General features: G+C 48.4%; 10 protein-coding genes. 2 read left to right on the plus strand and 8 right to left on the minus strand.

Annotated features, from left to right (window positions below; all coding sequences use genetic code 11):
* Nucleotides 1-385 precede the first annotated feature (385 nt).
* From EIP93_RS13265 to licT, 6 genes are all read right to left on the minus strand, one after another.
* The gene (locus EIP93_RS13265) at nucleotides 386-1,399 is read right to left on the minus strand and encodes a nucleoside hydrolase (protein WP_103970859.1); all 1,014 of its coding nucleotides are present in this window, start codon (nucleotides 1,397-1,399) and stop codon (nucleotides 386-388) included.
* Between the two features lie 105 nt (nucleotides 1,400-1,504).
* Nucleotides 1,505-2,629: an esterase gene (locus EIP93_RS13270; protein ID WP_411909182.1), complete on the minus strand. Its 1,125-nt coding sequence runs from the start codon at nucleotides 2,627-2,629 to the stop codon at nucleotides 1,505-1,507.
* Nucleotides 2,630-2,758: 129 nt separating this feature from the next.
* Nucleotides 2,759-4,417, minus strand: a complete 1,659-nt coding sequence (locus EIP93_RS13275; protein ID WP_116362452.1) for a carbohydrate porin — start codon at nucleotides 4,415-4,417, stop codon at nucleotides 2,759-2,761.
* 255 nt (nucleotides 4,418-4,672) lie between these two features.
* The gene (locus EIP93_RS13280) at nucleotides 4,673-6,067 is read right to left on the minus strand and encodes a glycoside hydrolase family 1 protein (RefSeq protein WP_125232822.1); all 1,395 of its coding nucleotides are present in this window, start codon (nucleotides 6,065-6,067) and stop codon (nucleotides 4,673-4,675) included.
* A gap of 35 nt (nucleotides 6,068-6,102) precedes the next feature.
* Nucleotides 6,103-8,004, minus strand: a complete 1,902-nt coding sequence (gene bglF, locus EIP93_RS13285) for a PTS beta-glucoside transporter subunit IIABC (RefSeq protein WP_125232823.1) — start codon at nucleotides 8,002-8,004, stop codon at nucleotides 6,103-6,105.
* A 312-nt stretch (nucleotides 8,005-8,316) separates the two neighbouring features.
* Entirely contained in the window at nucleotides 8,317-9,180 is an 864-nt protein-coding gene (gene licT / locus EIP93_RS13290) for a BglG family transcription antiterminator LicT (protein ID WP_010309611.1), read from the minus strand.
* 639 nt (nucleotides 9,181-9,819) lie between these two features.
* Between licT and pykF the strand changes: the two genes are divergently transcribed.
* Together pykF and EIP93_RS13305 are read left to right on the plus strand one after the other, a co-directional pair.
* Nucleotides 9,820-11,232 (plus strand): pyruvate kinase PykF, encoded by a 1,413-nt coding sequence (gene pykF / locus EIP93_RS13300; protein WP_109224684.1) that lies wholly within the window; start codon nucleotides 9,820-9,822, stop codon nucleotides 11,230-11,232.
* 313 nt (nucleotides 11,233-11,545) lie between these two features.
* Complete coding sequence (locus EIP93_RS13305) at nucleotides 11,546-11,782, plus strand: major outer membrane lipoprotein (RefSeq protein ID WP_005970385.1); 237 nt, start codon at nucleotides 11,546-11,548, stop codon at nucleotides 11,780-11,782.
* Nucleotides 11,783-11,961: 179 nt separating this feature from the next.
* On the opposite strand, the gene EIP93_RS13310 is transcribed toward EIP93_RS13305, so the two are convergent.
* Together EIP93_RS13310 and sufE are read right to left on the minus strand one after the other, a co-directional pair.
* Entirely contained in the window at nucleotides 11,962-12,984 is a 1,023-nt protein-coding gene (locus EIP93_RS13310; RefSeq protein WP_107332708.1) for a L,D-transpeptidase family protein, read from the minus strand.
* A 672-nt stretch (nucleotides 12,985-13,656) separates the two neighbouring features.
* Nucleotides 13,657-14,073, minus strand: a complete 417-nt coding sequence (gene sufE, locus EIP93_RS13315) for a cysteine desulfuration protein SufE (RefSeq protein WP_103860441.1) — start codon at nucleotides 14,071-14,073, stop codon at nucleotides 13,657-13,659.
* Nucleotides 14,074-14,105 lie beyond the last annotated feature (32 nt).

Raw genomic sequence — 14,105 nt, forward strand, 5'->3', positions numbered from 1 at the left:
GAAACCACAACAACTGTCGTGACATTACTCGCACTATGAATAACAAAAAGATGCATTCAAAATATTGTTTTTGATCAAAGGTAAAGAAAAGTAATGAATCGTATCGAAAGTTATATGAGGATTGTCTCAGTCACAGCGGGTGGACATAGCAGGATATGGCGAGGGGATTAAACGCTGAGGGCTTAAAAATTAATCACTTAAAAAGCGGACGCTTAAGCATCAAGGTAGGTGGCGCAAATACTGAGATGAAGTGTCCATTTCGGCAGTTCATCCCCGTGTATTTGCTGATAAAACGCGGCGTTTTGCCTGACAGAAAAAGTTCAGAAGCTCAATAAGTGGGGCTTAAGTGAAAAATAGTGCCCCAGAGTATGTCCTTCCGAGATTTTTATTTCCCTTGGCCATAGGCCAACGCTAGCTTGGCGTAGAAATCTTCCAGCGTGAAGCGGGCATCAACGGCGTTATACACTCGAATCTGGCGCGCATTCTCTTGAGGTGCATAGGTCAGGTCGTCGTTTAGCTGCGGTGCATTGACCAACGTGTAGTGGTATTCATGGTCATCCAGCAGCAGAGAAACCGAGGGGTTATCACCCAATACCCAGACTTCGCTTTTCGGCCAGGGAACGTCCTTGATGGTTTCGGAAATCGCACGGTTAAACTCGATCAGCTGTTGCCACAGATACTCCCCAACTTTCCCCTGCGGCTTAACGCGTACGGCGAGCTCAGACAGTGAGACGCGCACGGACATATAGACATTATGCGGCACCTGCCACAACGGCACCTGAGATTTAAATACGCTGTTCGCCGCGACCGGATCGTTGAACATATTGTATTCCCAGCCGCCTTTCGGATAAGGCATTCCGCCAATCCACACCACCGTCATTTTACTGGCGATCGTCGGTTCAGCCTGTAGCGCGGCGGCAATATCCGTAATCGGCCCCATGACTAACACAAACAAAGGATGCGAATCGTCTTTTAACGCTTCCTTGATCAGCATTTGCGCCCCTTCACTCAACGCAGGCGCGCCACCGTCGGCTTTCAGCGCCTGCGTCGCACCGCGATAAACGGGAATGTCCGTTTTCCCCATAACCTTCATCAGGCGTTGAAGCTCATGGTAGCTTTCCATCATGCTATTTTCGCCATCACGTTTCATCAACGGCGCAGTACGGGAGTAATGGGCGGCAATCAGCCCTTTTACCTGCATCGTTGGCGTCAGCACCGCATGGGCAACGGCAAAATCATCGTCAGCCTCGTTTTTCGCATCGGCACTGATAATGACGCGGATCTGTTTATGATCGGCTACATCAAAAGGTGAAGTTTGAGCCTGCGCAGTGAACGCACTGAGGAACGGCAATGCCACGATCAGCATGGCAAACCGGGAAAAGTACCTGTGAATAGACATGATTATCCTTAACGGTGCTTGGCAATCGTTGATATGACAGCCCGACGATTCAAGCTGCCATCAGAGAAGCAGGCATGCCACGACGCAGCCCGCAGCATGAAGACGCTATTTAAAAAGCTTCTGAACAAACTCGCTGTAGGCCGGTCGCCAGACATCCATTTCATGGCCGAGATTCGGATAATGGCGGTAGTCAAACCGGATATTTTTCTGCTCCAGTACGGTTTTCAGGCCAGCAATATCCTTACCGGTGATGTTGTCGGTTTCACCAATCACCACCGTGAAGTTCTTCAGTTGCTGATTGATCTGCTCCGGTCGCTCAAGCTGTGCAGCAACGGCCGTGTTCGGCACCGTTTCGGTGGTCACGCCGCTGAACGTTGCCAGCCAGCCGAAGTGATCCAGGTGGCTCATGCCGGATACCAGTGCCTGATAGCCGCCCTGAGACAGACCGGCCAACGCTCTGCCGTTTGCATCCTGACGGACGTTAAAGCGTTTGCCGATCTCGGGGATAATGTCATGGATGAGTTCCCTGTCCGCCGCTAACGCATTGCGCGGATAGAACACCTTACGGCGCTCCTGCGGCGGATAGTCTTCCGGAATAATGCCGGGAGCGTCCGTTTCCGTATCAGGAATGACGATCAACATCGGCTCAATCTTTTTCTCCGCCAGCAGGTTATCCATCATCTGCGGTATCCGCCCCTGCACCACGGCCGATGCGCCCGTGTCGCCAAAGCCATGATAGAAGTACAACACCGGCAGCGGTTTTGACGATTCGCTATAGCCCGGCGGCGTCCAGACATAGACCTGACGCTCTGATTTCAATGCTTTCGAGTGATAGGTCAGCGTTCTTAGCTCACCATGTGGTACCTGACGCACATCCAGAATGCTCCCCGGCACCAGAATCAGACTGGTATTCACCTGACGCTGTGGTTTAGTCAACGCCGTGCCGGTATCAATGGTGCGAAAACCATCCACGCTGAAAAAATATTCATACAGGTTCGGTGCCAGCGCTGACGTTTTGAACGACCATACGCCAGATTCATCTTTCGTCATCGCATGGGACACGATGCTATCGGGCGTCGAACCGGTAAAAACACTGACCTGCTTCGCCGTTGGCGCAAACAGGCGGAAAGTGATACTGCTATCGGCATTCACCGCCGTGACATACTGGCTCACGGGGACGGTTGCCGCGGGCATAACCGGAAAATCGGCAGGTAGCGCGAATACATGCATGGAGGCGCAGGCAAACAGACTTGTTGCCAGTATCGACACTGTTCGATTCTTTAAATTTATCAGCATATTGTTGTTCCATCTTAAAGAATGGCAGGCATTGCAGCCTGCCATATTTGCAGTAATACGTTGTTACCACCACACCTCAGCTTGAACACCAACGATAAACTGAGATTTATTTTTATCATCCGAGAATTTGTAGCCCGAAATCTCATTATCCAGAATATTTAAGTAAGTACCGTAGAAACGAATTTCCGGTCTGGAGTTCAGGATGCTGGTATCAACTTTCAGCGCATGATAAAGCGTGGTTTTATAACCAGACTCGCGGAAATTCACACCGGCTTGATTGGTATTTTTCTGCGTAAACCAGCCTAGCTCCACGCCAGTTTGGTTATAGTTATCCCAAATATAAGCGGGACGAATAACGGTACGGATACTTTCGAAATCGCTGTGCGCACCCGTTTCATAGCTATAAATATCATTACCCCAGGAGTACACCAACGCATTAGCCATGATGACGTTGTCATGCAAATACATTTCACCTTGTGAAATTACGCGAAACGCATTACCGCCCGTGTGATCGCCATAATAGTTTTCACCCTGTCCAATTGACGGATTACCGTCATTGTAACGGGCAAACCCACTGGCGATAGAGTTATTCGCTGACTGCAACGTAAATTCGTTAAATCCACCGCGTGCATCCAGCTTCTGTTTGACGATTGCCGTCGCCAGATAGCTGTCCTTCATTTTGAAGTATTCATTATTGCTTTCGTTATGTTTCTGGCTATCGTTCTTATTTGCCATCACATATTTACCAATCAACGTTAGCGCACCGTCTTCCCACAATGGTAGGTTTTTATACCGAACCTCCATCGTGTTGGTATTCATTTTGGTTTTATCCGCGTTTCTACCAATATTCGGGTTTTCGTATTCTCGGGCATAAACATTAACGTCTTCACGCGTCAAAGCGAGATCTAATTTACCCGGTCCCGCATTCATATTCTCTATACCAACCCCAGCACCGGCATAAACACGATCGCTTTTCCAGTCCAGCATTTGAATTTCATACACAGGGAGGACATGTTTCCCAACCCAAAAATCCGCTTCTGGTGCAAAAGGCAGGAAGCCGTTGGTTGTCAGGTACAAATCGGAAAACTGAAGGACGTTCTCATTACCCGTATTATCACCAAACCAGCCCGCGCTGTATTGCTGTCCAACGTTTCCGTCGAGTTTAACCACGGCGTGTGCCGTCTTGCCGTCTTTGTTATAAACGCGCTGGGTGAGAAGAAGATCGAACCAACCAGAATGTTCATTACCAAAACGACCTAAAGAACCAATGGCATAGGACTCCGGTGAACCATTCGTCCCGGTTGCCCAACCGGAACGTAAATAACCGGTATAGGAGAAACCGATGTCATCTTTAACGTATTTGCTAATTTCATCCAACGTTAGCGGTTTTTGCTGTGTATTTGCAGCCGTGACAACATCAACCGAGCTTGCCGCAGAGGCGGCTACCGTATGGTTAGCCGGAGAACTGTCAACGGATGCAACAGCCCGTGTTTTATCTTTCGCCGTTGAGTTTACGGCAACTTGGGTTTTATTCTCTGCGATCGTCTTATATTCGCGCAGCTCTTTTTTGGTTGACTGCAATTCGGCTTTATTTGCCGCCAGTTCTTTCTCCAATAGTTCCAGTCTTTCCTCTACGGTCAATTTCGCGGCCATAGCACCATTAGACAAAAACACTGACGACATCAGTAATACCATCATCTTTACAGGGAATTTTTTACGCATGATTATTATCCGAGTAGGGTACATTTTTAAATTGAAAACAACATGCCTTCGACGCTAGCCGAAAACTCGTCTATTTATAAAAGTTTGTAAAACCCAAATGACCGTTTATATGATTTAATGGCTAGTCAACACCCTCCCGTTTCATTTTATTCTCCTGCCATCTTTCCCATGGGTAGTAAAAAAATAGAGTTCGCATTCATTCCAGAATTTGTTTTTCTGAGAATGAATGCGTAAATAACGTAGCGATACGCTGATTTATTTCAACGTTTCTCCGTTAGAGGAAATAACGTCTTTATACCAGTAGAAACTTTTCTTACGTCGGCGTTCTAACGTACCGTTCCCTTCATCATCACGGTCAACATAAATGAAGCCGTAGCGTTTCGACATTTCGGCTTTTGACGCACTAACCAGATCGATCGGGCCCCAGCAGGTGTAACCCATAACCTCAACGCCATCTTCAAGAGCTTCACCCACTTGATACAGGTGATCGTTCAGGTATTTGATGCGATAGTCATCGTTAATGCTGCCATCGCTCTCAAGTTTGTCTTTAGCACCTAAGCCGTTTTCCACAATGAACAGCGGCTTTTGGTAGCGGTCATACAGATAGTTCAGCAAATAGCGCAGCCCTTCTGGGTCGATCTGCCAGCCCCACTCGGAGCTTTCCAGATGCGGGTTAGGCACCATATTCAAAATATTGCCGCGGGCTTTCAGGTTCACTTCTTCATCAGTCGTCACACAGCCCGTCATGTAATAGCTGAAAGAAATGAAATCGATGGTTTCTTTCAGCGACTGACGATCGTCTTCCGTTACTGTCAGCGTAATACCGTGCTGTGCAAAGAAGCGCTTCATGTACGCCGGGTAGTATCCTCGGGTTTGTACATCACCGAAGAACAGCCAGTCGCGGTTCTGCTGCATAGTTTCCAACACATCGCCCGGCTTACAGGTCAGCGGATACATCATCGCGCCCAGCAGCATGTTGCCGATTTTGGCATCAGGGATAAGTTCATGGCAGACTTTTACCGCTTTGGCGCTCGCAACCAACTGATGGTGAATCGCCTGATAAACCGCCTGTTTATCGCTTTCAGTGGGTAGTCCGACTCCCGTAAACGGTGCATGCAGCGCACAGTTAATTTCGTTGAACGTCAGCCAGTATTTCACTTTGTCTTTATAGCGCTGGAATACCGTGCGGGCGTAGCGTTCGAAGAACGTAATCGTTTCACGGCTTCCCCAGCCGCCGTAATTTTTCACCAGACCGTATGGCATTTCATAGTGGGACAGCGTCACCAACGGCTGAATGCCATACTTTGCCATTTCATCAAACAGGCTATCGTAAAATGCCAGTCCTGCCTCATTCGGCTGGGCTTCATCGCCCTGCGGGAAAATGCGCGTCCAGGCAATCGAGATTCTCAGGCATTTGAAGCCCATTTCAGCAAAGAGCGCGATATCTTCGGGATAGCGGTGATAAAAATCGATCGCCGTGTCTTTAATGCCGCTGTCGCCCGGCGTACGCGTGACGATCTCGCCAAAAATACCCTGTGGCTGTAAATCGGACGTTGATAGCCCTTTACCGTCCGTTAAATACGCACCTTCAACCTGATTGGCTGCGATCGCGCCGCCCCACAAGAATTCTTTCGGAAACTGATGGCTCATCTTTTCTCCTCCCAATTGGGTCATAAATTTCAATGTCAGCGGATTAACGTCAACAACGCGCCCTGTTCCTGCACGGTGTTTCCGGCGGTAGGCAGAACATCAACGTAATCTTCGCTATTGGTGATAATGACGGGCGTTGTCGTGTCATAGCCGGCTTTCTCAATCGCCTGATAATCAAACTCCACCAGAAGATCGCCCTGCTTCACGACATCGCCGGTCTTAATGTGTGCAGTGAAATACTGGCCATCTAATTTCACCGTATCGATACCAACGTGAATGAGCACCTCGGCACCGTCTTCAGACTCCAGTCCGATGGCATGATTGGTCTTGAACAGCGAGGCAACCGTCCCATTCACCGGTGAAACTACGCGTCCGGCCTGCGGTTTAATCGCGATGCCTTTTCCCATTAATCCACTGGCGAACGTTTCATCACCGACCTGCTCAAGTGGCAGCACCGTTCCCTCAATCGGGCTGTTTATTTCTTGCTTACGCGTTGCATCGTTCTGGTTCTGCGTGGCTTGCGGTACCGCTGTAGCCGCGTTTACTGCTGGCGCATTCTCTTGCGGCGGAATCCCAAATGCCCAGGTCGCTACCGCAGCGAAGGTGAATGCGATGGCCGTACCAATAATGGCAGCCCAGACCGAGTTATCGACGCCTGTCGGTGGGATAACCTGCGTAAAGGTGAAGATGCTCGGGAAGCCGAAGGAATAAATGGTGGTATGGAAATAACCCAGAACACCGGCTCCAATTGCACCGCCTAAACAGCCAAAGATGAAAGGACGCTTCAGCGGCAATGTGACGCCATATACCGCAGGTTCTGTAATACCAAAGATGGCTGCCGAGAACGCCGAACCAGAAATCCCTTTCAGCTTCATATCACGAGTACGCAGCAACACGCCCAGCACCGCCCCAGCCTGCCCTAACACCGCAGGCGTCAGCAGCGGCAGCAGTGTATCGTGCCCCAAGACGCTGAGGTTGTTGATCATCAGCGGCGTTAAGCCCCAGTGCAGACCAAAAATCACGAACACCTGCCACAACGCGCCCATCAGTGCGCCCGCAATTGTGGAGTTCAGCCCGTAGATCAGCTGGTAGCCGCCAGCCAGCATATGCCCAAGCCAAGTTGCCGCAGGCCCAATCAGCAGGAACGTAACGGGGACTGTGATACAGAGGCACAGTAGCGGCGTGAAGAAATTGCGGATGTTGATATGCAATATGGCATTCAGTGGCTTTTCCAGACGTGAAGAGAGCCAGGCCGAGAAAATAATCGGAATAACAGAAGACGCATAATTAATAAAGGTGATCGGAATACCGAGGAAATAAAGTTGCTGATAATTCGCATTCTGCATCGCGCCAAATTCAGCAATCATGGATGGGTGCACCAGCGTGGCACCAATCACCATCGTAACAAATGGATTTCCACCAAATTTCTTCCCTGCGGTATAACCTAACACCACAGGGAAGAAAAAGAATAATGCATCGCTTGCTGCAAACAGAACTTTATAGGTTCCGCTGGTTTCAACCATCCAGCCGCACACTAAACTCAGGGCTAAAAATCCTTTTAAAATACCAGAAGCAACCATGACGCCAATTAATGGCGTAAATATGCCAGATATAATATCAATGAAGCGAGAAAGAAGATTACCTTTCTTCTCATCACCGTCTTCATGACTTGAGGAGTCAGCCTGATCGCTTAATCCAGAAACATCCAGTAAACTGCGATAGACATCACTGACATGATTGCCTACAACGACCTGAAATTGTCCGCCGCTTTCAACCACCATGATCACGCCTGAATTACTTTTCAGCGCAGCGGCATCCGCTTTTTTGTTGTCTTTTAATTTAAAACGTAATCGGGTGGCGCAGTGTATTACGCTAATGATGTTGCCACGTCCGCCGACACCATCGAGTATCTCACTTGCTAATGCTTTGTATTCCATCGTCTATCCTTAATACTAAACAGACTTAAATATCAATAATTTAAGATCGCCAGTTCTGTTTGAGACAAAAAAAAACCTAAATCGCTTTTCCCAATAAACATTGAGAAAACGATTTAGGTTTTGCCTGCCCGTCTAGACTAGCCTGACAGTAACAATCCTGCTTGTTTGTCGGCACAGTAGTCGTGCTGACAATAAAACCAACTTCATCTGATAATTTGCTTTTCACATACTCTATGCTTTCACTTTCGTCGAATGCAAGGACATTTATCTTGCCACACCGTTATTTTGTGACGAAAAGCAAACTAACAGAAATTATTCTCCATCACCGGGCTCTATTTTATCCTGACCTTCTGTCCGCACACGCTCAATATGAATAGTTAAGAACATCAACTCTTCTTTCGTTAACGTGTAATGATACTTTTGAACAATATGAACCTGTATTTTTTCTGCGCAACGATAAGACAATTGATATCTTTCCTTCACGACATCATGTAATGATTCATCATCACTAAATACCGTACTTTTTCCTATTAGCCGTTGCGCGAAAAATTTCAAATGCGTCACAAAACGATGATAGCTTAACGCCTGCTCGTTATAATCTAGACTCAGCTGATATTTTACAATATTCAGTATTTCCTGCATGATTTTGGTAATCTGCAAGACTTCCGGCATTTCGCTGTCAAGCTGCGCATTCACCAAATGCAGCGCAATAAACCCTGCCTCATCTTCCGGTAATCGCACGGCAAGACGCTGCTCAATAATATCCAGCGCTTCCAGGCCAACAGCGAATTCCTTTGGATACAGCCGTTTTATTTCCCATAACAGCACATTGCGGATGTCCACCCCTTGTTTGTGGCGCTCTATCGCAAAATGGCAGTGATCCGTTAAGGAGATGTAGACGCTGTTTTGCAGTTTCCCGGGCAAACGCTCTTTTGCCAGCAGAATGATTTTGTCTGCTGTCGTGATGACATCCATCGGAATCTCTGACAGCAGTTCCTGCAAGCGCGATGTCAGCTCGCCGGATTTCATCACAAACACACGCTCAATCAGCGTTTCGTCCAGCAGATCGCCAGAGTGCTTTTTGAAGCCCAGCCCGCGTCCCATCACAACCGACTCATTATTGTTTTCGTCGATTACGGTGACGACATTATTGTTGAGTATTTTGGCAATCTTCATTTTTCAAACCCTGGAAACAAAAAAACCAGACACCCGTAACAAGAACGAGCATCTGGTTTTGCCTGCTTACGCAGTAACAATCCGCAATGGCAGGTAAACTACCACCTGCATTCAGCTTCTCAAGAAGCATGACACAAAAATGTGATACGGATCGACAGAAAAACATGCCGATTACACGTGTTTTCCTTATTTATTGTCGGCCGTTACAAGAATCAACCGCTTGCCGTCGTTCGCCGTCATACCGTATTTATACCGTGGGTTTCTTAGGCAGTTGCGCAACAAAGTTAGGTAAAAACACCAAATCGCTCAGTTTTTTGCGTAAACACGACAAAATATTCAATTTCATCCCTTTTACCACCTTGTTTCTCGTCGCTTAATAACTATAATACGAAACGTCGTTTCAATTGAATGGTTTCAGCTAAACAACGTGCCACTATCAATAACATTATTATCAACGGCATCGCCAACGCGAATCCCGCTCTCATGCGACGAGCGGCTGCGCACTTCATCACCCATTCACGACGACCATCTATACTTACCTCCTATACTGTTTCCTCATACATTCTTTCCAGCGGCTTGTCTCGCCTCGCCACTGGTTCACTCGTTTTTTTATCCATCACAACTTGTAGAAACTATCGTATGAAAAAGACAAAAATTGTTTGTACCATCGGGCCGAAAACTGAGTCGGAAGAAATGCTTGGCAACCTGCTGTCTGCTGGCATGAATGTTATGCGCCTGAATTTCTCTCACGGGGATTACGCAGAACACGGTCAACGCATCAAGAACCTGCGTGCCGTTATGGAAAAAACCGGTAAGCAAGCCGCCATCCTGCTTGACACCAAAGGCCCTGAAATTCGTACCATGAAGCTGGAAAACGGCGCTGACGTAACGCTGACCGCAGGTCAAACGTTCACGTTCACCACCGATCAAAGCATCGTGGGTAACAAAGATCGCGTTGCAGTAACCTACGCTGGATTTACTGAAGACCTTAGCGTCGGTAACACTGTTCTGGTTGATGACGGCTTGATCGGTATGCAGGTTACCGCAGTCAACGGTAACGACGTCGTTTGTAAAGTGCTGAACAATGGCGATCTGGGCGAGAATAAAGGCGTTAACCTGCCTGGCGTTTCCATCCAACTGCCTGCGCTGGCCGAAAAAGACAAACGCGACCTGATTTTCGGTTGCGAACAAGGCGTCGATTTCGTTGCCGCATCTTTTATCCGTAAACGTTCTGACGTTGAAGAGATCCGCGCTCACCTGAAAGCACACGGTGGCGAGCACATCCAGATCATCTCCAAGATCGAAAACCAGGAAGGTCTGAATAATTTCGACGAAATCCTGGAAGCGTCCGACGGCATCATGGTTGCTCGTGGCGATCTGGGCGTTGAAATCCCAGTTGAAGAAGTCATCTTCGCGCAGAAGATGATGATTGAAAAATGTAACCTGGCACGCAAAGTGGTTATCACCGCAACGCAAATGCTGGATTCCATGATCAAAAACCCACGCCCTACCCGTGCTGAAGCTGGTGACGTGGCAAACGCCATCATCGACGGCACCGATGCCGTTATGCTGTCTGGCGAAAGTGCGAAAGGTAAATACCCACTGGAATCCGTTACCATCATGGCGACGATCTGTCAGCGTACCGATTCCGTGATGAAAAGCCGTCTGGATACCATCAAAACGCCTGGCATACTGCGTATCACCGAGGCTGTCTGCCGTGGTGCGGTAGAAACTGCAGAGAAACTGGATGCGCCACTGATTGTGGTTGCGACCAGCGGCGGCAAGTCTGCCAAATCTATCCGTAAATACTTCCCGAATGCCCGTATTCTGGCGCTGACAACTAACGAAGTCACTGCACGTCAGCTTCTGCTGAGCAAAGGCATTGATACGCTGCTGGTGAAGGAAATTGCCTCTACTGATGATTTCTACCGCATCGGTAAAGAAGCCGCACTGAACACAGGTTATGCGCAAGCTGGCGATGTTGTCGTTATGGTGTCTGGTGCACTGGTTTCGAGCGGCACAACCAACACCGCTTCCGTACACCGTCTCTGATCCCAACCATCAGATCGGTAAAAAGCGCCTTAATGGCGCTTTTTTTATATTCTGAAACGACTTTATACAGTGCGATAACCTAATTAATGCGTCTGTGTAACACGTCATTTAATAGTCTAAAGCCTCAGAGTTATCCGATAAAAATAGCACTGTTTTCCTTACTTTTTTAATGAATATGTAAAACTCGCTGTTTCTTTGAGCGAACGATCAAAATTAAGCATGTTCTCATCAAAAATTTATTCTCATTAGAAAAAAGTTTGTGTAATACTTGTAACGCTACATGGAGATTAACTCAATCTAGAGGGTATTAATAATGAATCGTACTAAACTGGTACTGGGCGCGGTAATCCTGGGTTCTACTCTGCTTGCTGGTTGTTCAAGCAATGCTAAAATTGATCAGCTGTCTTCTGACGTTCAGACTCTGAACGCTAAAGTTGACCAACTGAGCAACGACGTGAACGCAATCCGCTCTGACGTACAAGCTGCTAAAGATGACGCAGCTCGTGCTAACCAGCGTCTGGACAACCAAGTTCGTACTTACAAAAAGTAATCGAACTGGTTAAGTCGTGAAAATGGCGCACAATGTGCGCCATTTTTTTTGCCTGCGTTTTACCCTTTCCGCGTTTCCTTTCAATCCTTTTTTCGCTTTATCAGGCTTCTTCATCCTTCTGCCCTATCCCTGAGCCAGCACAGATGCGCCTAAACGCATCTGGCCGATTTATTTCATGATTACCGCGCGGTGGTACTGATAGCCGTGATCGGCGCAACCTGATGCGTTTTAGGCGCTTCTGGAGCCGGTTCTACAGGCGGCTGGTAGGTATTGATGTCTTGCCCTACGCTAACCACGATTGGCATGCCAGAACGACGTACAATCGCATCAGCAACGGCTTTACTGTCCGTCTCCGCGTCCTTAACAAACTTCTGCGTCTTCGCCGTCAGCGAAATCGGCATGGTTTGTGGATCGTCCTTATCGGTCTTCGACAGAGGCTGATGCACTTCAACGTAGCGTTTGCCGTCTGGCTCAACGGAAGTTTTAATCGCATCGTTAACAATCTGCACCCGCGTACCGACTGGTACGTTGTCGAACAACGCCTTGATGTCATCCGGACGCAGACGAATACAGCCAGAGCTTACGCGCATGCCGATACCGAAGTCCGCGTTCGTACCGTGCAGCAGATAAACCCCGCCGTGCGCTGACAGACGCAACGCGTGTAACCCCATCGGGTTATCTGGGCCAGCCGGAACGACAGCAGGCAGTTTAATGCCCTGCTCTTCGAGATAATGCTTACGGATGTTCGCCGTTGGCGTCCAGGTCGGGTTTTCACGCTTCTCGCTTACGCTGGTCGTCATCAGTGGCGTATTGCGCCCCAACTGACCGATGCCTATCGGGTAAACAATGACGGTATTTTTCCCTTTCGGGTAGTAGTAGAGCCGCAGCTCCGCCAGATTGACCACAATACCTTCACGCGGGGTATCCGGCAGCAGCATTTGCGTTGGGATTGTGATCGTGGAACCCGCTGTCGGCAGGTAAGGATCCACGCCTGGATTCGCTTCCATCATGCCCAACAGACCAATCTTGAAATCCGCAGCGATAGCCTCCAGCGGACGACCATCATTGGGGACCGTATAAGCGATATTCTCGCCGATAAGGCGGCTATTAGGTGGCGGTAGCGGGTATTCCGTCGCTTTAGCGGCGGTGCTGGCCAGATATGCCGCGAAGGCCATACCAAGTAAAGTTAACGCGCGTTTCATATTAGGTTCCCTACATCACAGCTATACCCGTCATACTTCAAGCTGCTTGTGCGTTGGCAATACTCGGCTCATTTCTGAGCCTCGCCCTGAAGGGCCGCCGCAAGCGGCGTTCAAATCGGCTTAGCCGATTTGTCCTTACTCACCCCAGTCACTTACTTGTGTAAACTCCTGGGGATTCGTGCGGTTGCCGCCTTCACGCAACTCGAATTATTTTGGGTATAATATATTAATTATCAACAACATCCGGTTCTGTACCCAGAATGCAGTATCCGGCTGGCTATACCCTGTTTACCCCCGTCATACCTCAAGTTGCCTGTGCGTTCGCCCTGCTGCAACCTGAATTTTTCAGGAGATATCTGGTGTCAATGCGGCTATTTTTGCCCCTTTCCACCGAGCGTGGGTATATATTAGCATTGTTGTAACAAAAGAATATTTTATTTAAAAATCAAAGCATTGATATTCAATTCTTTACAAAGCAGAGTCAGCATAAAATTTAATGGAAAATAAATATACGGGACGAATTCTGAAATATCAGCGAGTTAATAAATCGACCAAAAAACAATAACGTGTCGCTGGTAAAAATCAGTAAGTTAAAAAACAAAAAAGCGCTGGACGTTTTTTCCGTCACAGCGCTTTTTTATACTTCAGGAAAGCAGAAAACAGGGAAGAAAATTAAAGCAGTGCGGCAGCATGCGCACGAATCGCGCGCAGCATCGCCTCAAGCCCCTGAGAGCGGGATGGCGTCAGGTGTTGATTCAACGCCAGCGATTCGAAGAATGGCCGCACATCTAGCTCAACAATCTCCTGCGCAGTCAGCCCCTGATACAGGCTGAAAACCACCGCAATCAGCCCTTTCACGATGGCGGCATCACTGTCGCCGTGCAGGGTGATAATGCCCTGTTCATCAGGCTGTGTCACAATCCAAACCTGACTTTGACACCCCGAAATCAGGTTATCTGGATTACGCCATTCGTCAGGCAGAGGGTCAAGACGCTCCCCTAGCTCGATGACATAAAGATATTTTTCTTCCCAGTCATTACAGCGCGCAAAGTTGCGCGCCAGTTTCTGCGGTTCTGGCAGACTCGCCATGTTTTCCTCCCCGAACAGATCCGCGCGTGGCG

This window comes from Pectobacterium versatile, assembly GCF_003932035.1.
Lineage (GTDB): Bacteria > Pseudomonadota > Gammaproteobacteria > Enterobacterales > Enterobacteriaceae > Pectobacterium > Pectobacterium versatile.